General features: G+C 63.9%; 29 protein-coding genes and 1 pseudogene. 12 read left to right on the top strand and 18 right to left on the bottom strand.

Annotation, left to right across the window (positions count from 1 at the left end; translation table 11 throughout):
* Window positions 1-4: 4 nt before the first annotated feature.
* From D0Z70_RS04145 to D0Z70_RS04135, 3 genes and pseudogenes are all read right to left on the bottom strand, one after another.
* Window positions 5-1486, bottom strand: a complete 1482-nt coding sequence (locus D0Z70_RS04145) for a type II and III secretion system protein family protein (protein WP_420820368.1) — start codon at window positions 1484-1486, stop codon at window positions 5-7.
* Between the two features lie 10 nt (window positions 1487-1496).
* The gene (gene cpaB, locus D0Z70_RS04140; protein ID WP_119744147.1) at window positions 1497-2513 is read right to left on the bottom strand and encodes a Flp pilus assembly protein CpaB; all 1017 of its coding nucleotides are present in this window, start codon (window positions 2511-2513) and stop codon (window positions 1497-1499) included.
* Window positions 2514-2564: 51 nt separating this feature from the next.
* A pseudogene (locus tag D0Z70_RS04135) lies at window positions 2565-3042 on the bottom strand (A24 family peptidase).
* A gap of 41 nt (window positions 3043-3083) precedes the next feature.
* On the opposite strand from D0Z70_RS04135, the gene D0Z70_RS04130 reads away from it, so the two are divergent.
* The 3 genes from D0Z70_RS04130 to D0Z70_RS04120 are packed head-to-tail and all read left to right on the top strand — an operon-like array spanning window position 3084 to window position 5346.
* On the top strand, window positions 3084-4046 hold the full coding sequence (locus D0Z70_RS04130) for an alpha/beta hydrolase (protein ID WP_420820363.1): 963 nt from the start codon (window positions 3084-3086) through the stop codon (window positions 4044-4046).
* Window positions 4043-5146 carry an NAD(P)/FAD-dependent oxidoreductase gene (locus tag D0Z70_RS04125; protein ID WP_119744144.1) on the top strand — a complete coding sequence of 368 codons (1104 nt, stop codon included), beginning with the start codon at window positions 4043-4045 and terminating at the stop codon, window positions 5144-5146. The genes D0Z70_RS04130 and D0Z70_RS04125 overlap by 4 nt, the downstream gene beginning before the upstream one ends.
* Window positions 5147-5169: 23 nt before the next feature.
* Entirely contained in the window at window positions 5170-5346 is a 177-nt protein-coding gene (locus D0Z70_RS04120) for a YegP family protein (RefSeq protein WP_119744143.1), read from the top strand.
* Between the two features lie 271 nt (window positions 5347-5617).
* Here D0Z70_RS04120 and rplI read toward each other — a convergent pair whose 3' ends face one another.
* Genes rplI through rpsF form a run of 3 tightly spaced genes read right to left on the bottom strand, consistent with a single transcriptional unit; the run spans window position 5618 to window position 6907 of the window.
* On the bottom strand, window positions 5618-6214 hold the full coding sequence (gene rplI / locus D0Z70_RS04115) for a 50S ribosomal protein L9 (RefSeq protein WP_119744142.1): 597 nt from the start codon (window positions 6212-6214) through the stop codon (window positions 5618-5620).
* Between the two features lie 13 nt (window positions 6215-6227).
* The gene (gene rpsR, locus D0Z70_RS04110; protein WP_006950194.1) at window positions 6228-6452 is read right to left on the bottom strand and encodes a 30S ribosomal protein S18; all 225 of its coding nucleotides are present in this window, start codon (window positions 6450-6452) and stop codon (window positions 6228-6230) included.
* Between the two features lie 14 nt (window positions 6453-6466).
* Window positions 6467-6907, bottom strand: coding sequence for a 30S ribosomal protein S6 (rpsF, locus tag D0Z70_RS04105; protein ID WP_119744141.1), 441 nt, complete (start codon window positions 6905-6907; stop codon window positions 6467-6469).
* A 335-nt stretch (window positions 6908-7242) separates the two neighbouring features.
* On the opposite strand from rpsF, the gene D0Z70_RS04100 reads away from it, so the two are divergent.
* Complete coding sequence (locus D0Z70_RS04100) at window positions 7243-8643, top strand: GntP family permease (RefSeq protein ID WP_119744140.1); 1401 nt, start codon at window positions 7243-7245, stop codon at window positions 8641-8643.
* A 49-nt stretch (window positions 8644-8692) separates the two neighbouring features.
* Here D0Z70_RS04100 and D0Z70_RS04095 read toward each other — a convergent pair whose 3' ends face one another.
* The 5 genes from D0Z70_RS04095 to D0Z70_RS04075 all read right to left on the bottom strand — a co-directional run bounded on the left by D0Z70_RS04095 (window position 8693) and on the right by D0Z70_RS04075 (window position 14364).
* Window positions 8693-9097, bottom strand: coding sequence for an RcnB family protein (locus D0Z70_RS04095; protein ID WP_119744139.1), 405 nt, complete (start codon window positions 9095-9097; stop codon window positions 8693-8695).
* Window positions 9098-9295: 198 nt separating this feature from the next.
* Window positions 9296-10501 (bottom strand): ABC transporter permease, encoded by a 1206-nt coding sequence (locus D0Z70_RS04090; RefSeq protein ID WP_119744138.1) that lies wholly within the window; start codon window positions 10499-10501, stop codon window positions 9296-9298.
* A 193-nt stretch (window positions 10502-10694) separates the two neighbouring features.
* A complete protein-coding gene (locus D0Z70_RS04085; protein ID WP_119744137.1) occupies window positions 10695-11396 on the bottom strand; it encodes an ABC transporter ATP-binding protein in 702 nt (233 codons plus the stop codon).
* A 5-nt stretch (window positions 11397-11401) separates the two neighbouring features.
* Window positions 11402-12901, bottom strand: coding sequence for an efflux RND transporter periplasmic adaptor subunit (locus tag D0Z70_RS04080; RefSeq protein WP_119744136.1), 1500 nt, complete (start codon window positions 12899-12901; stop codon window positions 11402-11404).
* Window positions 12898-14364 (bottom strand): efflux transporter outer membrane subunit, encoded by a 1467-nt coding sequence (locus tag D0Z70_RS04075; protein WP_182913846.1) that lies wholly within the window; start codon window positions 14362-14364, stop codon window positions 12898-12900. Before D0Z70_RS04075 ends, D0Z70_RS04080 begins: the two co-directional genes overlap by 4 nt.
* 158 nt (window positions 14365-14522) lie before the next feature.
* On the opposite strand from D0Z70_RS04075, the gene fabD reads away from it, so the two are divergent.
* Genes fabD through fabG form a run of 3 tightly spaced genes read left to right on the top strand, consistent with a single transcriptional unit; the run spans window position 14523 to window position 16994 of the window.
* The gene (fabD, locus tag D0Z70_RS04070) at window positions 14523-15458 is read left to right on the top strand and encodes an ACP S-malonyltransferase (protein WP_119744135.1); all 936 of its coding nucleotides are present in this window, start codon (window positions 14523-14525) and stop codon (window positions 15456-15458) included.
* On the top strand, window positions 15455-16255 hold the full coding sequence (locus D0Z70_RS04065; RefSeq protein ID WP_119744134.1) for a crotonase/enoyl-CoA hydratase family protein: 801 nt from the start codon (window positions 15455-15457) through the stop codon (window positions 16253-16255). The genes fabD and D0Z70_RS04065 overlap by 4 nt, the downstream gene beginning before the upstream one ends.
* 1 nt (window position 16256) lies before the next feature.
* On the top strand, window positions 16257-16994 hold the full coding sequence (fabG, locus tag D0Z70_RS04060; RefSeq protein WP_119744133.1) for a 3-oxoacyl-[acyl-carrier-protein] reductase: 738 nt from the start codon (window positions 16257-16259) through the stop codon (window positions 16992-16994).
* Here the strand turns inward: fabG and D0Z70_RS04055 are convergent.
* On the bottom strand, window positions 16948-18189 hold the full coding sequence (locus D0Z70_RS04055; RefSeq protein ID WP_119744132.1) for a glycosyltransferase family 87 protein: 1242 nt from the start codon (window positions 18187-18189) through the stop codon (window positions 16948-16950). The two genes, fabG and D0Z70_RS04055, sit on opposite strands and share 47 nt — an antisense overlap.
* A 207-nt stretch (window positions 18190-18396) precedes the next feature.
* Between D0Z70_RS04055 and D0Z70_RS04050 the strand changes: the two genes are divergently transcribed.
* Together D0Z70_RS04050 and fabF are read left to right on the top strand one after the other, a co-directional pair.
* Window positions 18397-18630 carry an acyl carrier protein gene (locus D0Z70_RS04050; RefSeq protein ID WP_006950224.1) on the top strand — a complete coding sequence of 78 codons (234 nt, stop codon included), beginning with the start codon at window positions 18397-18399 and terminating at the stop codon, window positions 18628-18630.
* Window positions 18631-18809: 179 nt separating this feature from the next.
* Window positions 18810-20069: a beta-ketoacyl-ACP synthase II gene (gene fabF, locus D0Z70_RS04045; protein ID WP_119744131.1), complete on the top strand. Its 1260-nt coding sequence runs from the start codon at window positions 18810-18812 to the stop codon at window positions 20067-20069.
* Here fabF and D0Z70_RS04040 read toward each other — a convergent pair.
* A complete protein-coding gene (locus D0Z70_RS04040) occupies window positions 20053-20268 on the bottom strand; it encodes a hypothetical protein (protein WP_119744130.1) in 216 nt (71 codons plus the stop codon). The genes fabF and D0Z70_RS04040 overlap by 17 nt on opposite strands.
* A 105-nt stretch (window positions 20269-20373) precedes the next feature.
* Here D0Z70_RS04040 and mltG point away from each other — a divergent pair, with 105 nt between their 5' ends.
* Window positions 20374-21345, top strand: coding sequence for an endolytic transglycosylase MltG (gene mltG, locus D0Z70_RS04035; protein WP_119744129.1), 972 nt, complete (start codon window positions 20374-20376; stop codon window positions 21343-21345).
* A gap of 109 nt (window positions 21346-21454) precedes the next feature.
* On the opposite strand, the gene D0Z70_RS04030 is transcribed toward mltG, so the two are convergent.
* On the bottom strand, window positions 21455-21874 hold the full coding sequence (locus D0Z70_RS04030; protein WP_119744128.1) for a sugar transporter: 420 nt from the start codon (window positions 21872-21874) through the stop codon (window positions 21455-21457).
* 42 nt (window positions 21875-21916) lie between these two features.
* The gene (locus D0Z70_RS04025; RefSeq protein WP_119744127.1) at window positions 21917-22336 is read right to left on the bottom strand and encodes a sugar transporter; all 420 of its coding nucleotides are present in this window, start codon (window positions 22334-22336) and stop codon (window positions 21917-21919) included.
* 109 nt (window positions 22337-22445) lie between these two features.
* Between D0Z70_RS04025 and D0Z70_RS04020 the strand changes: the two genes are divergently transcribed.
* On the top strand, window positions 22446-22985 hold the full coding sequence (locus tag D0Z70_RS04020) for a peroxiredoxin (protein ID WP_119744126.1): 540 nt from the start codon (window positions 22446-22448) through the stop codon (window positions 22983-22985).
* Window positions 22982-23485 carry a 2'-5' RNA ligase family protein gene (locus tag D0Z70_RS04015; protein ID WP_119744422.1) on the top strand — a complete coding sequence of 168 codons (504 nt, stop codon included), beginning with the start codon at window positions 22982-22984 and terminating at the stop codon, window positions 23483-23485. The genes D0Z70_RS04020 and D0Z70_RS04015 overlap by 4 nt, the downstream gene beginning before the upstream one ends.
* A gap of 144 nt (window positions 23486-23629) precedes the next feature.
* On the opposite strand, the gene D0Z70_RS04010 is transcribed toward D0Z70_RS04015, so the two are convergent.
* The 3 genes from D0Z70_RS04010 to ntrB all read right to left on the bottom strand — a co-directional run bounded on the left by D0Z70_RS04010 (window position 23630) and on the right by ntrB (window position 26771).
* Window positions 23630-24856: an NAD(P)/FAD-dependent oxidoreductase gene (locus D0Z70_RS04010; RefSeq protein ID WP_119744125.1), complete on the bottom strand. Its 1227-nt coding sequence runs from the start codon at window positions 24854-24856 to the stop codon at window positions 23630-23632.
* Between the two features lie 135 nt (window positions 24857-24991).
* Entirely contained in the window at window positions 24992-25798 is an 807-nt protein-coding gene (locus D0Z70_RS04005; protein WP_119744124.1) for an ABC transporter ATP-binding protein, read from the bottom strand.
* Between the two features lie 13 nt (window positions 25799-25811).
* Window positions 25812-26771 (bottom strand): nitrate ABC transporter permease, encoded by a 960-nt coding sequence (gene ntrB / locus D0Z70_RS04000; protein WP_119744123.1) that lies wholly within the window; start codon window positions 26769-26771, stop codon window positions 25812-25814.
* Between the last annotated feature and the right edge of the window lie 12 nt (window positions 26772-26783).

Genomic DNA, 26783 nt, shown 5'->3' with positions numbered 1-26783 from the left:
TCCGTCAGAAGCTGAAGCCGGGGGCGGCTTTGCCGGGCTTGCCCGACTTGCCGCTTGCGGCGACGACCGGCAGGGCGCTTGATGCCTGCGGGCCGGGGGTGACCGGCGTGGGTGATCCGGGGGCGCGGCGCGGCATTTCGCCGCGCTTGCCGCTGATCCCATCATTGCCCTGCTGGAGCAGCAGCCCCTGGCCGACATTGGCGTTGCGGAAACCATCGGTCGGCAAGCGCACGTCCGATGCGTTCATCGGCTTCACCAGATAGGGGGTGACGACGATGACCAACTCGGTCTCGCTGCGCTGGAACTGGCGCGATTTGAACAGGCTGCCCAGGATCGGCAGGTTGCCGATGCCCGGCACCTTGTTGATGCCGTTGCTGGTTTCATTGTTGAGCAGGCCCGCAATCATGAAGGCCTGACCCGATCCCAGCTCCACCGTGGTTTCAGCGGTGCGGCTCTTGAGCGCCGGCACGTTGGCGTTCAGAGTGAAATCCAGGCTGGACACGGTCGGACGGACCCGCAGCGAAATGCGGCCATCGGCCAGCACTGTCGGCGTGAAGGCCAACTGCACGCCATATTGCTTGAATTCGATGCTGTTGCCCTGCGTGCCATTGCTGACCGTGTAGGGATATTCGCCGCCTGCCAGGAAGCTGGCAGTTTCACCCGACAGCGCGGTCAGGTTGGGCTGCGCCAGCGTAGTGGCAAGACCGCTTGATTCGGCCAGATCCAGCGCACCGGCAATGTCCATGCCGAACAGACGGGCTACGCCGCCAAGGCTATAGCTGCCATCGGAAGGATTGTTGAACGTCCAGGTCTGGCCTGCATCTGTCGTGGACTGGGTAACGAAATTTCGCGTGCCGCCACCGATGCTGCCCAGCACCTTGCCGCCGGAAGTATCCATACTGGAGAAATTGGTTCCGATCTTGTGACCGACATCCTTGGCGACTTCGGAAATCTTGACCTGGAGCATCACCTGCAACGGCGTTGCCATGCGCAGGCGGCTGACCACGGTCGTTTCCTTGCCGACGAAGGCCTGCGTCAGCCGTTCGGCTTCGGCGGCATCTTCGGGGGCCTGGATGGTGCCGGTCAAAAGGACCATGCCGTTCATCTTGTTGACCGCGATGTTCGCGCCGGGCATCGCCAGGCGCAGCATGTCGTCGATGCTGGTCAGGTTGTTGCCAACCCGGACCGTGCCGGAAAACAGCACCTTGCCATTGGGGGCAGTAGCGAACACGGTGGTTTCGCCTGCCTTCTTGGCGATCAGGTAAAGCTGGTTCTGCGAACGGACATGGACGTCGACCACTTCGGGGTTGCCGATCACCACGTCGGACATCTTGCCCGACAGGTTGACCACGCGGCTGCCGCCGACCGACATCAATATCGCATTATCCTGCGCGCTGGACGGGGCGGCGTTGAGTGCCGTTCCGGGGACCACTGCCGTGGCAAGGGCCAGGCCGACTGCAATCGCAGGTGCGGCGATCTTGTGCATCGACTTCATCTTACTTCCCCCCGACCGGAACTTCGGTCACGCTGGTGCCGCGGGCCACGCGGATGACCGGGCCTCTGATGGCGACCGGCGCAGTGATCTGGGCACCAGTGCCAGCCATCATCGGGCCGCCCTGGTTTTCGGCCTTGGCCGGGACCGAGCTGCGCTGGTAGCGCGACACGTCCGCACCGGTCGAATAGGTGGAGCCGCGATCGACCGGGCGCGACGCGATCTTGGCGATGATCGCCTTTTCCGCGTTCGGGCTGGCACCATCGGGCAGGTCAACGTCAGCGCCGGCAATGGCGGCGTCGAGGTCCGACGCGGTATCGGCGATCGAGCGCAGCGACATCGACAGCGAGCCGATGGTCTGGGCAACCGCGATCTTTTCCGCGATTTTGGGCGTCACTTCGATGGTGACGTTGGAATAGGTGCGCACTTCAGGCTTGCCGTCCGCGCCCATCGCATCCATGCGCTGGTCGGTGGCAAGGACGCGCAGGTTGCGCAGGATGGTTTCGGAGACTTTGAGCGCCTCGCCATCGCCGCCGCCCGCCACGCTCTGCGTCAGGACCAGGTCAATGCGGTCGCCGGGAAAGACGAAGCCTGCGACCGAGCTTTGCGCCGAAACAGGGACGGTGACCGCCCGCATACCAGCGCCTAGCGCCGCAGCCAGGAAGCCGCGATCGCCGGGCTTGACCAGACCACCCTGGGTCAGCGGCTGTCCGGCCGAGATGGCGGTGCGTACGACGCTGCCTGCCAGCTTAATCGGGTCAGCCTGACCTTTAAGATAATAGGCCTGTTCGATCAGATCCTTGGGCCAGGGCTGGAAGCGGAAGCTTTCCGCGTCCAGGATGGTGCCGACCGGCAGTGCCTTGGTCGCGACCAGCACATGGGGCTGGTCGGCTTCCGTCGGCATCGACGCGGCATTGACCTGCGGTGCGCTGGATGAGCTTAACATGCTGCGCGCAAGCAAGGCTGTAGTGACCGCTATGATAAGCGCTCCAACCAGCAGCACGATTTTCTTGGCATCCATGACGAAATTCGCCTCCCTTTAGTGGGTGCACTGCCCCCAGTGCTTCACTCATCACGTAAATTGGTTAAGATATCGTTGGCCACGGCAGCAGCCACAGCGCCGCGAGCGAAATCGCTACGCCATAGGGGATTTCCGGCTGCCCCAGCCGACGGGTCATGCGGTGGTGGATGACCGTGACCAGCGTGACCACGCCACCCAGCAGCGCCATCAGCACGACCAGCGACAATACGGCCTGCCACGGAAACCATAGCGCCAGTGCAGTGAGCAGCTTGACGTCGCCGCCGCCCATCATGCCCAGCGCGAACAGCGCGGCAAACAGGGTGAAGATCGCCGCCCCGACCAGCAGTTGCACCGCCATGTCGGGCCACAGCGCATAGCCATTGGCCAGCCACCAGAGCGGGGCGAGCAGCGCGACCGCCAGATTGAGCCGGTTGGAGATGATGCGCGCACGCAAATCGGTGATCGCCGCCGCGATCAGCAGTGCGCCAAGGGCGCAGAGCAGCACGATTTTGAAATATTCCCCCGTCATGGGATTTGACCCTAGACCCGATGGCTTACCAAACCGTAACCATGGCCCGCATGGATTCGCCCCTTTTCACCACGCCGTCCTTTGACCGCCGTGCCTGGCCGATGGGTGGGCGGCTGGACTATTGGACGGCGCCCGACGGCTGGCCGGTTCGCCGCTATCAGCTGGGCGAGGGCACGCGCGGGCGGATGCTGGTGCTGGGCGGGCGCGGCGACATGATCGAAAAATATCTGGAGGTGATCCACCATTGGGCCGAGCGCGGATGGGCAGTCACCACATTCGACTGGCGCGGGCAGGGCGGGTCGGGGCGGCTGACCGATGATCCGATGACCGGGCATATCGGTGATTTTGCCGACTGGATCGCGGACCTGAAGGCGCTGGCGGCGGACTGGCGCGCGGAGGGGAGCGGACCCTATGTGATGGTGGCGCACAGCATGGGCGGGCATTTGCTGCTGCGCGCGCTGGCCGAGGGGATGCCGTCGCCGGACGCTGCCGTGACGGTCGCGCCGATGCTGGACGTGCATAGCGCGCCCTTGCCGCGCTGGTTTGCAGTCGCGCTGGCCCGCGCGATGCTGTGTCTGGGCCGGGGTGAGCGGCAGGCCTGGACGCAGAAGGAAGGGTCGGAACGGCAGCGGCGGATGCGGCAGAGGCGCCTGACTCACGACCCGGACCGCTATGCCGACGAACTTTGGTGGCGCGACCATAGCCGCGACATCGCGCTGGGACCGCCAAGCTGGACCTGGGTCAGTCAGGCGCTGGAATCCACACGGGCCTTGGCGGAGCGGGATGCGCTAGCGCGCATCGCCGTGCCGCTGCTGATATTGGCGACCCGTGGGGACCAGCTGGTGTCCACCCCGGCGATCCGCCGCGTTGCCGCGCGGATTCCGGGCGCACGGCTGCATATTTACGGGCGTGAGGCGGCGCACGAGATATTGCGCGAACTGGATCCCGTCCGGTTGGATGCGCTCGCCCGGATCGACGCTTTTCTGGATGAGGTGGCGGCATGAGTCATCCCGATATTGTCATTGTCGGCGGCGGCATTGCCGGGGCCAGCCTGGGCGCGGAACTGGCGGCCCATGCACGGGTCGTGTTGCTGGAGATGGAGGATCGCGCTGGCTATCACGCCACGGGGCGTTCTGTCGCTTTCTGGGAGGAAAGCTATGGCGGCGCGGTGGTGCAGCCTTTGACCACCGCTTCAGGGCCGTTGCTGAGCGCGCCAGACCCCGATTTTCATGACGGCAGTTTTCTGTCGCCGCGCGGCACGCTGCATATCGGCCGGGCGGGGGATGAGAGGCATCGCGATGCGCTGATGGCGGAATTTGCGGGCAAGGTGGTGCTGGAGCCGGTTGATCCCGCCGCGCTGGTGCCGGGGTTGCGGCCGGACTGGACCATCGGCGTCATGGAGGCGAGCTGTCAGGATATCGACGTGGCGGCGCTGCATCAGGCCTATTTGCGCCAGTTCCGGCGGCGCGGGGGCGAGGTGCGGTTGGCTACGCAGTTGCTGAGCGCGCGGATAGAGGGCGGCGGCTGGCGGGTCGAGACGCCGGACGGGGTGATCGACTGCGCTGTGCTGGTCAATGCGGCTGGCGCATGGGCGGATGATGTCGCGCGCGCCTGTGGCGTTGCGCCGATCGGCATGGCCCCGCTGCGGCGCACGGTGGTGCAGTTGCGCGTGCCATCCATGCCGTCGGCCGACTTGCCGCTGATCATGGACCTAGCCGGGCAATTCTATTTCAAGCCGGAGGGGCAGGGCCGCATCTGGCTGACCCCGCATGACGAGGCGCCATCGCCCCCGTGCGATGCTGCACCTGAAGAATTGGCGGTGGCGCAGGCGATTGCGCGGTTCGAGGAAGCGGTCGACTGGCCGATCGCGCGGGTCGAGCATAAGTGGGCCGGTTTGCGCAGCTTCGCGCCCGACCGCGCGCCCGTTTATGGGTTCGATCCTGACGCGCCCGGCTTTTTCTGGTTTGCCGGGCAGGGCGGTTTCGGCATCCAGACGGCCCCTGCCGCCGCGCTGCTGGCGGCTGCTCTGGTGCGGGGTGACGCTGTGCCGGAAAGCGTTGCGGGGATCGACTCTGCTGCTTATTCTCCGACCCGGTTTCGCTGACGAAACGACTCTGGAGGCATGACATGGCGCACAAGTTCGTGATCGAGAAGAACAAGGCTGGCGAGTTTGTCGCCAAGTTCAAATATAATAGCGAAACGATCTTCTGGACCGAAGGCTATAGCAGCAAGGCGGGCGCGAAAAACGCGATCGAATCCGTGCTGAAGAACGGACCGGGCGCGGAGATTGAAGAGGCGGAGTAAGGCGGCTGTAAATCCGGCATCTCTCCGTCATGCTGAATTTATTTCAGCATCCATTTCTCATCTCCAGCCGCGGTTTTTGGGGCACGATGGATCCTGAAATAAATTCAGGATGACGTTGGGGGGTAACGAAAAGTCAGATGCAATTTCCCGCCCTTACAAGGGGAGGATGGGCTTCGGTCATCGCACTAATATCCGGTCTGCGACGGACATGCCCCAACAAAAAAGCCGCCCGTTGCGGGGCGGCTTTTCTGTTTGGTCCTGACGGAAAAGCTCAGGCCTCTTCGGCCGGGGCTTCTTCGGTGAACGCGGCGAGATCGCCGGGTTCTGCGTTGGGATCATAGTCTTCGGTGAAGCCGGCTTCGTCCTTTTCGAACAGGTCGGCCATGACGTCGACGCCCTGGCTTTGCAGTTCAGCCTCTTCAGGCGAGCGAGCCACGTTCACCTTGATGGTGACGGCGACTTCGGGGTGCAGCGCGACCTTGACGTCGAACACGCCGAGCGTCTTGATCGGGCGTTCCAGAACGACCATCGCCTTGGTGACGATAGTGACGCCCTGCGCCTGCAGCGCTTCGATGATGTCGCGAACCGCGACCGAACCATAGAGCGCGCCAGCGTTGGACGACTGGCGGATCAGGACGATCTGCGTGCCGTTGACGCTGTCGGCGGCCGCTTCGGCATCCGAACGGCGAGCGGCGTTGTCGGCCTCGATCTTGGCGCGGTTGGCCTCGAACACCTTTTTATTGGCGTTGTTGGAGCGCAGCGCCTTCTTGTTCGGCAGCAGGAAGTTACGGGCGTAGCCGTCCTTGACGGTCACGATGTCGCCAATGGCGCCGAGCTTCTCGATACGTTCGAGCAGAATGATTTCCATGGGGCTTACTCCCTTACTTCACGATGTAGGGCAGCAGGCCCAGATGACGGGCGCGCTTGATCGCCTGCGACAGTTCGCGCTGCTTCTTGGCAGAAACGGCGGTGATGCGGCTGGGGACGATCTTGCCGCGTTCGGACACGAAGCCCTGAAGCAGACGGACATCCTTATAATCGATCTTCGGCGCATCCTTGGCGGCGAAGGGGCAGCTCTTGCGGCGGCGGAAAAATGGGCGTGCCATGATCTTGTGTCTCCTTATTCGCCAGCGATTTCGTCGCGGCGCGGGCCACGATCACCACGGTCGCCGCGATCTTCGCGCGGACCACGATCGCCGCGGTCACCACGGGGGCCGCGATCGCCACGGTCGGGGCGGTCCTGCTTGCGCATCATGACCGACTGGCCAGCTTCCAGCTCATCGACCTTGACGGTCATGTAGCGGATGATGTCCTCGTTGATCTGGGTCTGGCGCTCCAGTTCCGCGATCACGCCGCCGGGGGCGTCGATGTTCAGCATCACATAGTGCGCCTTGCGGTTCTTGGCGATCTTGTAGGCGAGCGAACGCAGGCCCCAGGTCTCGACCTTGGTCACCTTGCCGTTATTGTCTTCCACGATCTTGGTGGCGTTTTCCGCCAGGGCGTCCACCTGCGCCTGTGCCAGATCCTGGCGCGCAAGGAACACATGCTCGTAAAGAGCCATGATGATACCTTCTCTGTTGGCCGATTGCTGACGCCCACCCCATGTGGAACGCCCCTCCGGCTGTCGTCTTAACATGCTCCGCAAGCGTGCCGAGTCACCTCTGGCCCGATGCGAAGGCGCGCCTATGGGGGAAAGGCGGGGGAAAGGCAAGAGCGTGCGAAGTAAATCCATCCGTTCGGGCTGAGCGAAGTCGAAGCCCTTGCCTGAGCGGAGCGAAGGCGCTTCACTGCGTTCAGCGGAGCGCTTCGACTTCACCTCTGGTGAAGTTCATCCTGAGCGCCTGCCTTGGCAGGCAGTCGAAGGGCTCAGCGCGAACGGATTTGGGGAGCGGATATATGGCAGTCGGTATTGCAGCATTATCCCTGATCCTGCTGATGATCGCGGCCTATCGCGGCATGAGCGTCATCATCATGGCGCCGTTGCTGGCGATGCTGGCGGTGTTGCTGACTGATCCTGCCGCGGTCCCGGCGGCCTTTTCGGGCCTGTTCATGGAGAAGGTGGGGAGTTTCCTCAAACTCTATTTCCCGGTGTTCCTGCTGGGCGCGCTGTTTGGCAAGCTGGTGGAGATTTCCGGCTTTTCCCGTGCGATCGTGACGGCGGTGATCGGCATTGTGGGCGCAGGGCGGGCAATCCCGGCGATCATGGCGGTGACGGCACTGCTGACCTACGGCGGCGTGTCGGTGTTCGTCGCGGTGTTCGCCGTATATCCCTTCGCTGCCGAGATGTTTCGCCGCGCCGACATTCCCAAACGACTGGTCCCCGCGACGATCGGGCTGGGCGCGATCACCTTCACCATGGATGCGCTGCCCGGCACGCCGCAGATCCAGAATATCATCCCGACCAGCTTTTTTGGCACCACGGCCTGGGCCGCGCCGGTTCTGGGGCTGATCGGTTCTGCCTGTATCGCGGCGATGGGGCTGGCTTATCTGGGCTGGCGGCGGCGCGTGATGATGGCGGCGGGCGAGGGCTATGGCGCGCCGGAAACGCTGGTGAACGAGCCGGAGCCTGTGGATGCCGCGGCAAAGGTGCATCCGCTGGTGGCGCTGTTGCCCTTGCTGGTGGTGGGCGTTGGCAATCTGCTGCTGACGATGGCGATCCCGCGCTGGGTAAGCGGCGATGTCGTCAACTTGTCGCTGGTGGGCATGGCGGAACCGGTCGACGTCAAGGTGGCGCAGGTGTCGGCGCTCTGGGCGGTCGAGGGCGCGCTGTTGCTGGGCATCGCGACGATATTGCTATTTGCCTATCGGACCGTCGCGAAACGCTTTGCCGAAGGATCGAAGGCGGCGGTCGGCGGCGCATTGCTGGCGGGGATGAATACGGCGGTGGAATATGGCTTTGGCGCGGTGATCGCGGCACTGCCCGGCTTTCTGATCGTCAAGGAAGCGCTGCGCGCGATCCCCGATCCGCTGGTCAATGAAGCGATTACCGTCACATCGCTGGCAGGGATTACCGGGTCCGCTTCTGGCGGGCTGTCGATCGCGCTGGCGGCGATGGCGGACCAGTTCATCGCGGCGGGCGATGCAGCGGGCATATCGCGCGAGGTGCTGCACCGGGTCGCGTCGATGGCGTCGGGCGGCATGGACAGCCTGCCGCATAATGGCGCGGTTATCACCCTGCTGGCGGTGACGGGCCTGACCCATCGGCAGGCCTATAAGGATATTTTCGCACTGACTTTGATCAAGACGGTGACGGTGTTCATCGTGATCGCGGTCTATTATCTGACCGGTCTGGTGTGAACGCGACGAAGCGCCGGAGGGTGGAGAACCCCCGGCGCTTCAGTCTGCCTCAGCGGAGCGCGCCGCCGATGACCGCGCCGATGATGCCGCTGGTGATGGCGATCAGCACCGCGTCATTACCCGACTGGACCCACTGATAGCCGCGCGGCGGGGCGTTCAGGCGATAGCCGCGATAATTGTTGATGACGCGATAATTGCTTGCCTGGCGACGGTCGAAGCGCTGTCCCTTGGCCCAGCGGTGGTTCGACGCGGCATAGCGATTGTTGCGCACATCCTTGCGAACGACCGTCCGCTGCTTGACCACGGTGCGGCCGTTTGGCTTCTGCTTGACGACTGTGCGGGTCTGTTCCTGACGGTGCTGCTGGCCATAGCCTTGTGCCTGCGCCTGGCTGCTGATGATCGGGCTGGCGACCAGAGTGGTGGTGGCCAGCGCCATGAGGATTTTCTTGAACATGTCTTGCTCCTTTGCCGTGTTTCGGGCGCCCTCTGCGGCGTCGAGAACAGAGATAGGGGGTGCTTGTCGCAGCCATGTGTCGGGGAAGGGCACAGAGTGTCGGAAATTGTAACAGATTGGGATTTAAGATGAATGTCTGTTCATCTTCGCCGATTTCGGCGCCCGCCGTCAGGATGATACCGATCGGACCAGCCTGCTTTATTCGTGGCGCAGCGCGTCGATGGGGTTGAGCGCGGCGGCGCGGCGGGCCGGGAAATAGCCGAACACGACGCCGATGACGGCGGAAAAGAAAAAGGCGATCAGATTGACCTTCAGGTCGAAGATAAAGGGCACCTGCATCAGTGGGGCTATGGCCCAGGAGGCGACGAGGGCGATCAGCAGGCCGATGACCCCGCCCAGGCAGGACAGCACGATCGCCTCGACCAGAAACTGCATCAGCACTTCGCCCGCGACCGCGCCGATGGCGAGGCGGATGCCGATCTCCCGCGTGCGCTCGGTCACCGACACCAGCATGATGTTCATGATGCCGATGCCGCCGACCAGCAGGGAGATTGCCGCAACCGCCCCGACGATTTGCGTCAGGATGGTGGTGGTGCCGGTCAGCGTGTCGCTGATCTGCTTGGTGTCGAATATGTTGAAATTATCTTCGCCCCCGGCTTTGATCTGGCGGCGTTCGCGCATCAGATCTTCCAGGCTTTGCTGCACGGTCGACGTGTCATAGGCGTCGTCCACCGCAATCATGATCTGGCTGATATCGCGATTGCCGGTGAAGCGGCGCTGGACGAATTTGATCGGCATGACGACGACGTCATCCTGATCGCCAAAGCCGCCCTGGCCCCGCGTCGCCAGCGCGCCGATCACCTGACAGGACACGCCTTTGATCCGCATCCGCTGGCCGATCGGGTCGCCGCCCTGGAACAGGTTGGTGCGGACGGTATTGCCGATGATGCAGACCGGGCGACCGGACTCTTCCTCTTCGGGCATGAACAGCCGACCGCTGGTGACCTTCCAGCTTTGCACCTCGAAATAGGAAGCCGTGGTGCCATAGACGGTGGTGGACCAGTTATTGCCTTCATAAATGGCGGTGCCGCTGGACTGGGCCATGGGCGCGACAGCGCGCACGCCGGTCAGCTGGTTCTGGATCGCAGTCAGATCCGCCGGTTTGAAATCGGGCGGACGCGGCCCGCCGCCGCCACGGCCAAAGCCCTGACCGGGGCGCAATTGCAGCACGTTGGCGCCGAGCGAACTAATCTGTTCCCGCACCGCTGCGGTGGCACCATTGCCCAGCGTCACCATGGTGACGACCGCGGCCACGCCGATGATGATGCCCAGCGTGGTCAGGAAACTGCGCAGCTTGTGCCGGTTGATCGCGCGGAAGGCGAGGATGATGGTGGTGCCTAGCATCTTAAGTCTCCTCGCCCCTTGGGGGAGAGGATAGCGGCGCTTGCCAGCTTGCTGGCTAGCATAGCTTGGAGAGGGGGACGCGCGCCGTCGATGGGGCGCTTCCCCCTCTTCCAACTGCGCCTAAGTTCGCTTCGCTCACCAAGGCTCCGTATCCTTCTCCCCCAAGGGGAGAAGGTTTGCGCGCGCATATCCCTCACCCCGCCAACCCCTTCTCGACCCGCTCGACCAGCCCGTCGCGAAAATGCACGATCGTCCGCGCGAACGCTGCCATGTCGGGTTCGTGGGTCACCATCAGCACGGTGATGCCGCTATTCCTGTTGAGGTCGGTCAGCAATTCCATGATCTCGATCGAGCGTTCCGAATCGAGGTTGCCGGTTGGTTCGTCGGCCAGCAGCACGTCGGGGCTGGTGACGATGGCGCGGGCGATGGCGACGCGCTGTTGCTGGCCGCCGGACAGTTCGGCGGGGGTATGGTCCCACCATTGCTTAAGGCCCACCTTGTCCAGCGCGGCCATGCCCATGTCGTATCGGGTCTGCTTGTCCTCGCCGCGATAGAGCAGGGGCAGTTCGACATTCTCCAGCGCGCTGGTGCGGGAGAGCAGGTTGAACCCCTGAAACACAAAGCCCAGATAGCGGCGGCGCAGCAGCGCGCGCTGGTCGCGGTCCAGCGTTTCGACATGATGCCCCTTGAACAGGAGCTCGCCTGCCGACGGCACGTCGAGGCAGCCAAGGATGTTCATCGTCGTCGATTTGCCGGAGCCGGACGGCCCCATCACCGCGACGAAATCGCCCTGCGCAATGTCGAGGTCAATGCCCTTCAAGGCCTGAAACTCGGTTGCGCCGCTGCCATAGACTTTGGTGACGCCGCGCAGGGTGATGATGGGATCGACGCTCATGGCGATCAGGGCTTGGCCGTCACGGGGGCGGCCGTCACGGGGGCAGTTTGCGGAGGCGCGTCACCCGAATTGCCGAGCTTCCCCACGGTCGCAGGCGTGCCGTCGGTCGCCGGGTTGCGCGGTGCGCTGTCCTTGCGTGGGGCGCGCTGGTCTGCGCCGTTGCGCGCCTGATCTTCGGCTGGCGGCTGCTGGCCTGCCGCCAATTGCCCGGTGATGACGCGCATCCCCGGCTTCAGATCGCCGCCGGTAATGACGGTGCGCGATCCGTCGCTGGCACCGACGACGACCTGGATCGCCTGGGGCTTGCCGTCTTCCCCCACGACATAGACGGTCTGACTGCTGCCCGCGCCGAAGCTGACTTCGCGGGCGGCGCGATTGCCGCGGCGGCGGGGCATCAGCGTGCTGGTGATGCCGCCACCCTGGGCTGCGCCCGCGCTGGGCTTGAAACGCAGCGCGGCGTTGGGGACGAGCAGCACGTCGCGCAATTCCTGCGTCACGATGTCCGCCGTCGCGGTCATGCCGGGGCGCAGGGTTTCGTCGCCATTATTGACGGTCAGCACGGCGGTATAGGCGACCACGGTGCCAGACGAGCTGCTGGCGGTGCTGGTCGTGGAAGAGGAGGACGTGCTGGCGCTGTTCGACCCGACATTGACCCGCGTGACCCTGGCCGGGAAGCTGCGGCCGGGGAAGGCGTCGACGGCGAAGGTGGCGCTCTGGCCTTCCTTCACCTGTCCGACATCGGCTTCGTCCACCGATACCTCGACCTCCATCTGGGTCAGATCTTCGGCCAGCGTGAAAAGGACGGGGGCGTTGAGCGAGGCCGCGACGGTCTGGCCCGGCTCGATATCGCGCGACAGGACGACGCCATTCACGGGCGACACGATCTGCGCGATGGTCAGGTTGGTCTGGGCGGAGGAGAGTTGCGCGCGGGACACATCGACCTGCGCCTGCGCCGACCGCAGCGTGGCAAGCGCGCCTTCATAATTGGCGCGGGCCGAATCGATCTCGGTCTTGGCTGGCACCTTGCCGCCCGACAGCTGGAACACGTTAAGCTGCCGGTCGAGCGTCGCCTTGGCCAGAGCGACCTGAGCCTGTGCCTGTGCGACCTGCGCTTGTGATGCTGACACCTGCGCCCGGTTCTGGTTTACCGTATCGACCAGACGGCGCGTGTCGAGTTCGGCCAGTCGCTGGCCCTTCACCACGCGGTCGTTCACATCGACATAGACGGCGGTGATCTTGCCCGATTGTTCGGACCCGACATCGACCTGATTGACGGGCTTCAGATTGCCAGTGGCCGATACGCTGACCGTCAGGTCGCCTTTGCGGACCTCGCGGGTCGCATAATTGGGCTGATCCTCATCCGCGAAACAACGGCTGACGAGCAGGATCAGCAGCAGCAGCCCGACGCCGATCGCGCCGCGCACCGCCCATTTGCGCCATGGCTTGGCCGGTTTCGCGCCCAGAAATGCGTCCAGCGCCGGATCGGTGGTGGTGTCATTGCTCATTCGGGGCGGCTTTCCATGCTCTGCCAGCCGCCGCCCAGCGCATTGTAGAGCTGGGCGAGAGCCAGGATTTCGTCCGACCGCGCGCCAGCCAGGCTGTTGCGCGCGTTCAAAAGGGTGGATTCGCTGTTGGACAGCGTCTGGAAGTCGGTCAGGCCCGCCTGATACTGGCTGCGCGCCAATATCGCGGCATTGTTCGACGCATCATAGGCCGTCGCGAACTCCGCCTTGCGCAGGCGTGCGCTGGTGAGCGACGCCATGGCGTTCTCGACATCCTCCAGCGCGCCCAGCACGCTTTGTTTATAGGCCGCAAATGCGCCGTCGGTCGCCGCCTTCTGCGCCCGGACTTGCGAGGCGAGGCGGCCACCGTCGAAGATCGTCTGCGCGACATTGGCAAACACGCCGCCGGTGATCAGGCTGAACAGGTCTTTGAAGGCGTTGGAGGTGGTGCCGATATTGCCGCTGATGCCGAGCGAGGGATAAAGCTGCGCCTGCGCCACGCCGATCCGCGCGGTGGCAGCGGCGAGGTTGCGTTCGGCGCTGCGCACATCGGGTCGCTGGCGCAGCGTGTCGGCGGGGATGCCGGTGGCGATGTCGATCGCAGCGGTGGGAATGGGGGCAGGGGTTTCGAGCGCACGGGTGGCGGCTCCCGGCGCCTGCCCGGTCAGCACGGCGATGCGGTTGAGGCTGCCGCGCAGGCTGGCCTCGATCTGCGGGATCGATGCGCTGGTCTGGGCCAGTTGCGCACGCGCCTGCTGCTCGTCGAGCGAGGAGACGAGGCCCGCCTGCAAGCGCCAGCGGGCAATGTCATAATTATCCTGCTGCACCTGCCGGCTCTCACGGGCGACGCGCAACTGCTCCTGCGCCAGCCGCGCCTGGACATAGTTGGTGACCAGTTCGGATATGATCGTCATCCGCACCGTCGCCAGATCATAGCCCGATGCGGCAAGGTCCGCGCGTGCCGCTTCGGCGCTGCGCGACAATTCGCCGAACAGATCGATCTGCCAGCTGGCATTGGCGTTTGCCGAATAGCTGCTCGACCAGTTGCTCGCGCCCGTGCTGATGACATTGCCATTATTGTCGACGCGGGTGCCGCCCGCCTGGCTGCGGTAATTTTTGCCGCCGCTGCCCGATCCGCTGATTTGTGGCAGGAAGGACGCATTGGCCTGTGCCAGCGATTCCCGCGCCTGCCGCAACCGCGCCTGCCCCTGCAATATGTCGAGATTGGCGATGATCGCCGTATCGATCAGTGCGGACAGCGCCGGATCGTTAAGGCGCGTCCACCATTGGGCAAGCTCCGCGTCGCTGACGGGTGCGCCGCTGCCCTGATCATAGGCGGCGGGGATGCCAAGCGCGGCAGGCTGCGGCGCGCGATAGTCCGGCCCCGCTGCGCAGGCGGAGAGGGCAAGCGCCGTTCCTATGATCCAGACAATGCGATATCGCACCTTTTCCTTGCACTCCGTCATCGTTAAAGGGGCCGTCATTCAGTCCCCCGGCAAAGGGGGCAGGGTGTCGGATGCCTGCCTGCCGCAGACATGTGTATGCCTCAATGCCATTTATGTCTCAAAGTGTAACACCATTGAAATTACGCGCTTTTTGTAGCGCTTGGGTCAGGGGATGACGAATGCGGGCTTTTCTATTTCCGGGGCAGGGCAGCCAGTCGGTAGGCATGGGCAAGGCGCTGGCCGATGCCAGTCCCGCCGCGCGTGAGCTGTTTCAGGAAGTCGATGACGCGCTGAAACAAAATTTGTTCCGCATCATGATCGAAGGGCCAGAGAGCGACCTGACCCTGACCGAAAATGCCCAGCCCGCAATCATGGCCAATGCCATCGCGACGCTGCGGGTGATGCAGCGCGAAGGCGGTTTTTCGCTGAGCGACAAGGGCGATTATGTCGCAGGCCATAGCCTGGGCGAATATAGCGCATTGTGCGCCGCCGAAGCGTTCGACCTTGGCACGACGGCGCGGTTGCTCAAGCTGCGCGGCCAGGCGATGCAGGCGGCCGTGCCGGTGGGCGAGGGCGCGATGGCGGCGCTGCTGGGTGCGGATATAGAGAAGGCGCAGGCGCTGGCAGACGCGGCGGCTGAGGGAGAGGTCTGCACCGTCGCCAATGACAATGACCCAAGCCAGGTCGTCATTTCCGGGCATCGCGGCGCGATCGAGCGGGCGGTGGCGATGGTCAAGGATCATGGCATCAAGCGCGGCGTGTTGCTGCCGGTATCCGCGCCCTTCCACTGTCCGCTGATGCAGCCCGCTGCTGACGCGATGGCGCTGGCGCTGGCCGATGCGGTGATCAATGCCCCGCTGCTGCCGGTCTATGCCAATGTGCTGGCCACGCCGATCGCCGACCCGAACGAGATTCGCGCGCGGCTGGTCGAGCAGGTGACGGGCCGGGTGCGCTGGCGCGAATCCGTCGCTGCCATGTGGGAGGCGGGCGTGACAGATTTCGTCGAGTTGGGCGGCAAGGTGCTGGGTCCGATGGTCAAGCGCATCGCGCCCGACGCGACCGTGCGCAGCGTCGTCACGATGGACGACATTGAGGCTGCGCTGGGATCGCTATGAGCGCGGTTCTCACCCAGCGCGATGGGCCGGTGCTGACGGTCACGCTGAACCAGCCAGACCGGCGCAACCCGATTTCCGACCCGGCGATGGTCGATGCGTTGTGCGCAGTGTTCGAGGAAGCCGAGCGCGATATCTCGATCCATGTCGCCATCCTGACCGGGGCGGGCAGCGCCTTTTCGTCGGGCGGTGATTTGAACGCGATGCGGCCCGATGCGGGTGGCCTGCGCGCCGGACTGCCCGCGGAGACGCGGCGCAACTATCGCGCGGGTATCCAGCGCCTGCCGCTCCTGTTCCAGGCGATCGAACTGCCGGTGATCGCGGCGGTCAATGGCCCGGCGATCGGCGCGGGGATGGACCTGACCTGCATGTGCGACGTGCGGATTGCGGGCCAGTCGGCGCGCTTTGCCGAAAGTTTCGTGAAACTGGGCCTTGTGTCGGGCGATGGCGGCGCATGGCTGCTGCCGCGCATCGTGGGTTTTTCCAAGGCTGCGCAATTGTCGCTGACCGGCGAGACGATCGATGCCGCCGAGGCGCTGCGTATCGGGCTGGTGAGCGAAGTTGTGCCGGACGAGGATTTGATGGCCGCGGCGCGCCAACAGGCCGATGCCATCGCCGCCAACCCGCCCCATGCGACCCGCATGACCAAGCGTCTGCTGCGCGCGGCGCAGACGGCAGAGCTTTCACAGATATTGGAAATGGCAGGCGCAATGCAGGCGCTGGCCCATGCGACGGCGGACCATGACGAGGCGATAAACGCCTTCTTCGACCGCCGCCCGCCGACATTCAAGGGAGACTGACATGTTCGATCTGACAGGCATGACCGCGCTGGTGACTGGCGCTTCGGGGGGGATTGGCTCTTCCATTGCCAAGGCGTTGGCCGCCCAGGGGGCGACGCTCGCGCTTTCGGGCAGCAATGAGGATAAGCTCAAGGCGTTTGCGGCGGAGCTGGGCGGGGATCACAAAACGATCGTCTGCAACCTGTCCGACCCCGCATCTGTCGATGCGCTGGTGCCGCAGGCGGTGGAGGCGCTGGGGAAGATCGACATCCTGGTCAACAATGCCGGCGTCACCCGCGACAACCTCATCCTGCGAATGAAGGATGAAGAATGGTCGAGCGTGATCGCGATCAATCTGGAGGCCGCTTTCCGCCTGTGCCGCGCGGCGGCCAAGCCGATGATGAAGGCGCGCTTTGGCCGCATCATCTCGATCACGTCCGTGGTGGGCGTCACCGGCAATCCGGGCCAGTCCAACTATTGTGCGTCCAAGGCAGGCATTATCGGCATGTCCAAGAGCCTGGGCCAGGAACTCGCCAGCCGCGGCATCACCGTCAATTGCGTCGCGCCCGGCTTCATTCGGTCGGCCATGACCGACGCGCTCAATGACGCGCAAAAGGGCGCGATCCTCCAGAAGATTCCGGCAGGCGATCTGGGCGATGGCGATGATATCGGTGCGGCGGTCGTCTATCTGGCGAGCCGTGAGGCGGGCTATGTTAATGGACAAACTCTTCACGTGAACGGCGGAATGGCCATGATCTGAAGCCGGTGAGCGCGCCGTCCATCAGGATGGCGCGCCGCGTCGCCAGTGTTAGCACGGCGATGGCGGCGATCAGGTTGACCGGGATCAGCGTCCATTCCGACACGGCCCGGCCGAACAATGGCGCGATCCACGCATAGGCCAGCCATGTCGGCTCCCAGCGCAGCGTCCCGCGCGCCGCCATGTCCGCGGCGATGAAGGCGATGGCAACGCCCAGCAGCACGAAATCATAGTCCAGCACATAGGGCGTGCAGAGCAAAGCCGCGCTTAGCGCCGCAGCACCGCGCGCCGCCATAGACCCGCGCCGTGCCACCAGCGCTGCCGCTGCGATGGCGAGGGCGGAGACGATCGCCTGCACCGCATAAGCGGCGGGGATCGATCCACCCCATTGGCGGATGGCGGCGAAGGGGCTTTGGATTTTCTCCCAGCCCGTCGCGCCCGCTTCGATGATGATATGGCGGGTCAGCGGCAGGGACTCGATGAAGGCCTGCCACACCGGCCAGCCCCAGATCGCCAGCGTCAGCAGGCACAATGCCGTCACGGTCAGCCCGGCCGACAGGAAAGCGCGCATATTCCCCCGCGCCAGGATCAGCACGGGGATCAGCACGGCAAATTGCGGCTTATAGACCAGAGCACCCAGCAGCATCCCCGCGACCCATGGCCGCCGGTCGAGCAGCAGCATCCCCGCGCCCAGCAGGCTGGCGGTCAGAAAGGCGTTCTGGCCATGGCCCAGGCACACCAGCACCACCGGCGCGCCCAGCGCCACCAATATGGCGTCACGATCATCGGGCAGGATGCGCCGTACCAGCGTCAGGCATAAAGTCAGGCTCAGCCCCTGCCAGATCAGCAGTGCCGCGACATAGGGAAATTGCGCCAGCAGCGTGGCGATGATCAGGAAGGGCGGGGGATAGTGCCAGCCGTAGAAGGGGATGGCGTCATTATGGTGGACCTGTTTCTGCACTTCGTGCTGGGTCGGCCAGTCCCATGCTTCGGGCGCACGGCCCTGATCGGCCATGTGTCCCGCGGTCCAGACGTTGGAAAAATCGGTCCCCAGCGGTCGCCCCAGCGAATCCACCGTGCCATGGGCGGTGGCAAATAGCGTGCAAAGGCCGATGATCGTCGCCGCCAATATCAGCATCGCGGTCAGCCGGACGCGCGCACGGGTCATGAAGCGATCGGTGGCTGGCGGCATGATCATGCCCCAATCCCTCGCACAAGCCGCTGAAATTTTGGTAAATGAAGCGTTGCCATGCCCCGATTGGCGCTATTTTGTTGCGGAATCATTGCCTGGCGCGAATGAAAGGGGCTTGGCGGCCTTGCCTCTTGCCTGTATCGGCGCTTGGCACTAGGGCTGCCTTAACAGTTATTCAGACCCACCAACGATACCAGTCAAGAAGGACCACTCATGAGTGAGACCGCGGATCGCGTAAAGAAAATCGTCGTCGAGCATCTGGGCGTTGAAGCCGAAAAGGTGACCGAGGATGCCAGCTTCATCGACGATCTGGGCGCTGACAGCCTCGACATCGTTGAGCTGGTGATGGCGTTCGAGGAAGAATTCGGCGTCGAAATTCCCGACGATGCGGCTGAGAAGATCGGCACCGTCAAGGATGCGATCGACTATATCGACAGCAAGCAGTAAGGCGTATTGCGGCCTGCCCCATGGGCGGCGGGCCGGTAATGCGTTGAGAGAAACGGCTCCTCCTGTCCGGTGATTCCGGGGTGTGGGGAGCCTTTTCGTATCTGGCGCGCCGTTCACAACTGTCGCACAAGCGGTTAAGGGAACGGCGAAACGCCAACAAGGAATTTCGGAGCTAGCATATGCGTCGTGTCGTCGTAACCGGTCTTGGCATGGTGACCCCGCTTGGCGGAGATGTCGAAACCAGCTGGAAGAACATCATTGCGTCCAAATCCGGCGCGGCGACGATCACCCGGTTCGACCCCACCGACTATAAGTGCCGCATCGCGTGCGAAGTGAAGCCCAAGGACCATGAGTACGGCTTCGACGCCAATCTGGAGGTGGATCACAAGGTCCAGCGCCAGGTCGATCTGTTCATCGTGTTCGGAATTGCAGCGGCGAGCGAGGCGCTCAGGGATGCGGGCCTGCTCAATATGAGCGAGGAGGAACGGCTGCGCGCCGGGTGCTCTATCGGTTCGGGCATTGGCGGCCTGCCGGGCATTGAAAGCGAATCGCTGGTGCTGGCGACCAAGGGACCAGGCCGGGTCAGCCCGCACTTCGTCCATGGCCGCCTGATCAACCTGATTTCCGGTCAGGTCAGCATCAAATATGGCCTGATGGGTCCGAACCACGCCGTCGTCACCGCCTGCTCGACCGGCGCCCATTCGATCGGCGATGCCGCGCGGATGATCGCGATGGACGATGCCGACGTGATGCTGGCGGGCGGCGCGGAAAGCGCGATCTGCCCGATCGGCATCGCCGGCTTCTCGCAGGCGCGCGCGCTCTCGACCGGGTTCAATGATGATCCGACCCGCGCCAGCCGCCCCTATGACGTCAACCGCGACGGCTTCGTCATGGGCGAGGGCGCAGGCGTGGTCGTGCTGGAAGAATATGAGCGGGCCAAGGCGCGCGGCGCGAAAATCTACGCCGAAGTGCTGGGTTACGGCCTGTCGGGCGACGCCTATCACGTCACCGCCCCGCATCCCGAAGGCTCCGGCGCGTTCCGCTCGATGGCGATGGCGCTCAAGAAGTCGGGCCTCAGCCTCGAAGATATCGACTATGTGAACGCCCATGGCACATCGACCCCGCTGGGTGACGAGCTGGAGCTGGGCGCGGTCCGCCGCCTGTTCGGCGACCAGATCAGCGCCATGTCGATGAGTTCGACCAAGTCGGCGATCGGCCATTTGCTGGGCGGCGCGGGCGCGGTGGAAAGCATCTTCTGCATCCTGGCCATGCGCGACGGCATTGTGCCGCCGACGCTGAACCTGGATGAGCCGAGCGAAAGCTGCAAGGGCGTCGACCTGGTTCCCCATGTCGCCAAGCAGCGCAAGGTGCGCGCGGTGCTGAACAACTCGTTCGGCTTTGGCGGCACCAACGCCTCGCTGATCATGAAGGCGCTTTGAGGCGGTTTTTGAAACCCTCCCCTTGCAGGGAGGGGAATTGCATCTGACTTTGCGTTATCTCTTCAAGGTCATCCTGAACTTGTTTAGCTGCGCTGGCCTTCGGCTCAGGGTCCATCGCGCCCCAAAAGCCGCCACTCGTGACGAGAAATGGATGCTGAAACAAGTTCAGCATGACGAAAAAAAATGAGGTGCGACCCATATGCGATAGTCCTCTCCTTGCAGGGGAGGATTTGGTGGTCGTGGATATTCTCTTGCAGCGGATTGGGCGGTTGTGATGATGGCGAGACGATCCGGCGCAAATCCCATGCAAAAATTCGGCTGCATCATCTTGGCTGTCGGCCTGGCCGTCGCGGCCTTCATCGCTTTCCGCTTCGTGGCAGGCTGGACCGAGCAAGGCCCGGCAAAACAGGATATCAGTATCGTCGTGCCGGACGGGGCGACGCTGTCGGATGCCGCCGTGATGCTCAAGCGGTCGGGTGCGGTGCTGTCCGCGGACGCTTTCCTGACGCGGGCGAAGATATTTGGCGGCGGCACGTCGATCAAGGCAGGCGAGTTCGTCATCCCTGCAGGCGCCAGCAACAGCGATATCCTCTCGATCCTGCAAGGCGGCAAGACGCTTACCCGCCTGATCACAATCCCTGAAGGGATGCCGTCTATATTGGTGCATGAGCGGCTGATGGCCAATGAGCAGCTGACCGGCGACATCAAGGTGCCGGAGGAAGGCAGCGTGCTGCCTGACAGCTATGCCTTCGACAAGGGCGAACGCCGCGCGGCGGTGCTGGCGCGGATGCAGGCGGCGATGGACAAGGAACTGGCCAAGCTATGGGCCGAACGTGCGCCCAACACGGTCGCCAAAAGCCCGCGAGAGGCGATCATCCTGGCCAGCATCGTCGAAAAGGAAACAGCGCTTCCGTCCGAGCGGCAGATGGTCGCGGGCGTCTATAGCAACCGGCTGCGCACCAACATGATGCTTCAGGCCGATCCCACGATCATCTACCCGATCACGCGGGGCAAGCCGCTGGGCCGCCGCATCCGCAAATCGGAAATCGCGGCGGTCAACGACTACAACACTTATGCGATGGTCGGGCTGCCCAAGGGACCGATCGCCAATCCGGGCCGCCTGTCGATCGCCGCCGTGCTGCACCCGGCACAGACCAAGGCGCTCTATTTCGTCGCGGACGGCAAGGGCGGGCATATCTTCGCCGACACCTACCAGCAGCATAATGAAAATGTGCGCAAATGGTTCGAAATCAGGCGATCAAGGGGTGAATTATAAGATCGCAGTCATCCTGACGGAAGTCAGGATCCATTCGCTCTACGCTGGCGAGAATATGCGACCATTGCGTGAATGGATCCCGGATCAAGTCCGGGATGACGGTGGTGCTTTACGACAGCACCCCTCTGGCCTTCATCGCCCGTGCATAGATAAACTGCGCGACGCCAGCGACAAAGATCAGCGCAGGCACCAGCACGGCGTCCCATCCCTCCACCGCCAGCATGTCGGTCGCCAGGAAATTCTGTGCGAACAGCAGGATGATCGCCGCCAGCGACAGCGCATAGACCGGTACTGCCAGTGCCTTCTTCGTGAGCAGCAATATCGCCCCCAGCGTCCCGGCACCCACGGCGACCGCGAACACGGCCCAGACCCAGCCGGGCATCTGGCCATAGACCCGCGCCATATCGGGCGCGGTTCTGGCCAGTTCGTCCATGTCCATCGCATATTGGGCGGCAAAGGACATGTCGCCCAGCAGATTCCACGCCAGCGCGGCGAGACCAACGGCCAGAAAAGAACGCGGTGTCGGCATGATCCAATCCTTTTCCTGTGGCTCTCCGCGCTGGCTATGGCGTCAACGCAGCACTGCTTTCCCAACCAGATGACGGGCGTAGAGCAGTTGGACGATGGCCATCACTACGATGAAGGCCGGGAAAGCCAGCACTGCCGGTCCCTTCACCGCCAGCAGATCGGTGCCCAGGAAGGTATAGCCGAACTGCACGATCACCGCGATGACGGACATCAGGAACAGGCTGGCGGCGGCGGCCTTCTTCATCAGCAGGGCGATCGCCCCCAGCGTCCCCGCACCTACGGCGATAGCATAGGCGATCCACACCCATGTCGGCATGGCGGCAAAGGCCTGCGCCGTCGTCGGATCAGTCTTGGCCAATTCGGTCAGATCGGCCGTATATTGCATGACGAAGGCGGCCAGCCCCATCAGGTTCCACAGCAGCAGGATGATGGCGATGATGGTGAAATATCGTGGCGTATTCATGATCCAATCCCCTCCCTTTATGACGTGTCCCGTTGCAGGGCCGCCGTGGACCGATCATATACCTGTTGCAGGCCGCGCGGAAGCGGCGAGACATGGAAGGACATGAACCATGCTGGGACGATCCGTACCGAATGTGATCCTCAAGACGCGCGTGCGCGACGAAACGGTCGAGGGGCCGAACCCCTTTCGCTGGCAGGATGTGCAGACGGGCGATCTGTTCGCGGGCAGGCGGGTGGTGGTGTTTTCACTGCCCGGCGCTTTCACCCCGACTTGCTCGACCGAACAATGTCCGGCGTACGAGCGCACTTATGATGATTTCAAGGCGCTGGGCGTGGACGATGTCTATTGCGTGGCGGTCAATGACGCCTTCGTCATGTTCCAGTGGGGCAAGCAACTGGGGTTGCAGAAGGTCAAGCTGCTGCCGGACGGGTCGGGCGATTTTACCCGTCGCATGGGGATGCTGATCAAGAAAAATCACCTCGGCTTTGGCGACCGCAGCTGGCGCTATGCGATGGTCGTGGAGGATGGCAAGATTGTCGGCTGGTTCGAGGAACCGGGGATCAACGACATTGGCGAAGATGAAGATCCCTATGGCGAATCGATGCCAGAACCCGTGCTGGAATGGCTGAAGGCGCATCCCGCCGGGTGAGCGCCCCGATTATCGTCAGCGCCTTGATGGGCGCGGCGGATTTTGCCTGGGCGGATGGACTGCGCCGTGCGCATTTTCCGCCGGAGCGCAATATGCTGTCCGCGCACATCACCCTGTTCCACCACCTGCCGCCCTCCGCACTGGGCGAGGTGGGGGACAGGATCAAGGCGCTGTGCCGGGGCCGCGCGCCGCTCGCGCGCTTAAGCGACGTCATGCTGCTGGGGCAGGGGGTCGCCTACCGGATCGACAGCCCGGAGTTGGCGGTGATGCGGGATGAACTGGCCGACGCCTTTACTGGCCTGTTGACGCCGCAGGACCAGGGCCGGCCACGCCTGCATGTCACGGTGCAGAACAAGGTGAAGCCAGCGGAGGCCAAGGCGCTGGCGGAAGCCTTGCGGGCGGATTTTCAGCCCCGTCCGTTCGTCATCGCAGGGCTGGCCGCCTGGCATTATCGCGGTGGCCCGTGGGAGTTGGCGATGAAGGCGAGTTTTCGGGGGTAGGGTTCTATTCCTCCCCTGCAAGGAGAGGGGGGCCGCCGCGAAGCGGTGGTGGAGGGGGCCATGCCACCAGCGCTGCGCCTGTGGCATGGCCCCCTCCGTCTGGCCTGCGGCCAGCCACCTCCCCTTGCAGGGGAGGAATTTATGTTAAGCCAGCCCGACTTCCTTCAACGGCACACTCGCATCCGCCAGTTGCGCCTGATCCAGCGCAGCACCCGCCAGCACATGCGCGCGGCCCTGGACATAATCCTTGACCATATTGACACAATCGAGCGCGATCACCTTGCCGCCCTTCAGATAGACCACCGAAAAGCTGCGCGCTGCCGGATCGCCGCGCAGGATCGCCTGATCATAGCCGGTCGAAAGGCCCACGGTCTGGAGCTTCAGATCATATTGGTTCGACCAGAACCAGGGCACTGCGTCATAGGCCTCTTCCTTGCCCATGATGTGCGCCACGGCGGTCTTGGCCTGGTCATTGGCGTTCTGCACCGATTCCACCCGCATCTGCGCGCCACCGGCAAAGCGGTTGGCGTGCGCGGCGCAATCACCCACGGCATAGATGTCGGGCAGGCTGGTGCGGCAATATTCGTCCACGTCCACGCCATTGCCACCCGCAGCCCCGGCGGCGATCAGCGGGCCGGTTTCGGGGATGATGCCGATGCCGACAATCACCATGTCGGTGGCGATCCGCTCGCCATCCTGCATCAGCACGGCAGTCGCCTTGCCGTCGGTCACTTCGATGCAGTCCATCCGCGCGCCGGTGCGCAGGTCCACGCCATGGGCGCGATGTTCGGCTTCATAGAAGAGCGACAATTCCTCACCCGCAACCCGCGCCAGCACCCGGTCGAGCGCTTCGAGGAGCACGACCTTCTTGCCGAATTTGGACAGCACAGCCGCTGCCTCCAGCCCGATATAGCCGCCGCCGATGATGGTCACATGGTTGATGCTGTCGATCTTCGCCATCATCGCATCGACATCTTCGCGGCGGCGCACGGCGTGGACATTGGCGGCGTCGGCCCCGTTGCAGGTCAGCATCCGCGGATTGCCCCCGGTGCACCAGATCAGCTTGCCATAGCCAATTTCCTCGTCACCCGCGGTCACGAATTTGCCGACCGCATCGACGCTCTTGACCCGGCGACCAAGCAGCATGTCGACATTGCGCTCACCCCAGAAGGTGGCAGGGCGGATCAGGATGCGGTCGAAACTCTTGTCCCCCGCGAAATATTCCTTGGACAGCGGCGGACGCTCATAGGGCGGGTCTTTCTCGTCGCCGATCATCGCGACAGAGCCTTCAAAGCCCGACTGGCGCAGGGAAATCGCGGCCTGCGCCCCCGCATGGCCCGCGCCCACGATCAACACGTCATAATAGCTCATTCGCCCGCTATCCTCTTTATCCCCGTTGCGCCGCTGATTGGCGCGCTTTGCCGGTAGTTGCAAGGGGGGATGTGCGGCGATCCCGGCACGAAAGGGCGCAGGCCGTAGTGGCTGCGCCCTTTCGTGCCGGATGGATCAGGCCGCGCGGCCGACCGTCGGGTTGCGATAGCGCTCGTGCAGAAAATGCACCACCGCATGACGCGCGGCGGCATATTCGGCCATGTCGAGCGCTTTCAAGCGATCGCGCGGACGGGCCATGGCAACCGCATGATCCTCCCCAATGCGCGCGGCCGGGCCGTTGGTCATCATGACGACGCGATCGGCCAGCAGCACCGCTTCATCGACATCATGGGTGATCATCAGCACGGTGTTGTTGAGCGTCGCCTGCAACTCCATGACCACATCCTGCAACGCCGCCCGCGTCAGCGCGTCGAGCGCGCCAAAGGGTTCGTCCATCAGCAGGATGCGCGGCTTCATCGCGATGGCGCGGGCGATGCCGACGCGCTGCTTCATGCCGCCCGACAATTCGCCGGGCCGCTTGCGCGCGGCATGGGCCATCTGCACCAACTCAAGATTGTGCAGCACCCAGTCGCGCCGCTCCGCCTTGCTCTTGTCCCCGGCGGTCTTGTCGACAGCGAGCCGGACATTCTCCTCCACCGTCAGCCAGGGGAGGAGCGAATGGTCCTGAAACACCACGGCGCGGTCAGGGCCGGGGCCGCTGATGACGTCGCCGTCCAGGAACAAGACGCCCCGGCTGGGTTTCACCAGTCCCGCCACGACATTGAGCAGGGTGGACTTGCCGCAGCCCGAATGGCCGATCAGCGCCACAAACTCGCCGCGCTCGACCGACAGGTCGATCGACTGGAGCGCGCAGAACGGACCCTGTTTGGTCGGAAATTCGACCGTGACATCCTCGATCGCCAGATAGCTTCTCTGTTTCATGGAACCGGTCCTTTCAGTTCGATCGGGCGACGACGCGGCCAATGGCGGCGACGATACGGTCGAGGGTGAAGCCGACCATGCCGATCCACAGCAAGGCGACGATCGTGTCGGTCAAAAGCGAGCTGTTATAGCTGTCCCAGATGAAGAAGCCGACGCCGGTGCCGCCCTGCACCATTTCCGCCGCCACGATCGCCAGCCAGCTCATGCCGATGCCGATACGAAGCCCGGTGAACATCGGCGGCACGGTGGCGGGCAGCATGATGCGCAGGAAATATTCCACCGGGTTCAGCCCAAGCACTTTGGCGACGTTGCGATAGGCTAGCGGGATTTGCTGGATGCCCGACGCGGTGTTCAGGATGATCGGCCAGATCGCGGTGATGAAGATCAGGAACAGCGCCGATGGCCCGGCATTCTGGAAGATCGCCAGGCTGATCGGCAGCCAGGCGAGCGGCGGCACGGTGCGAAGCACCTGGAACAGCGGATCGAGCGCGCGATAGGCGAACGGACTTTGCCCGATCAGCACGCCCAGCGCGATGCCCGCAACCGCCGCCATGCCATAACCGATCATGACCCGCGACAGGCTGGTCAGGATATGTGCGGCAATGCCGACATCGCCCTGATCGTCGATATGCAGGCCGGTGAAGTCCAGCGACACGCCCTTGAACGGGTGGACGATCACCTCATGGCTCTCTTCCCACACTTTCATCGGGCTGGGGAAGCTGGCGTCGGGCGCGCTGCAACTCAGCTGCCACACGAACAGCAGCGTGATGATCATCAGCATCGTCGGCAGGACAGACGCAGCGACACTGCGCCCACGGTCCAGCCAGAGCTGCGCCAGTCCTGCGATCGGGGCGGCTTGTGGCACGACCGGCGCGACAACCGCCTCGACCGGTGCAGGCGTCGCCACCACGGCGGCGGCCTGTGGGTCGTCCCGCCTCAACGGAACGACCTTGAGAGTGGAAAGAGAGGACATGATGACACTCCG

Origin of the sequence: Sphingobium terrigena (assembly GCF_003591655.1) — a bacterium.
Classification (GTDB): domain Bacteria; phylum Pseudomonadota; class Alphaproteobacteria; order Sphingomonadales; family Sphingomonadaceae; genus Sphingobium; species Sphingobium terrigena.
The sequence above is the reverse complement of the archived record's forward strand: the minus strand, read 5'-3'. Positions and strand labels throughout refer to the sequence as shown.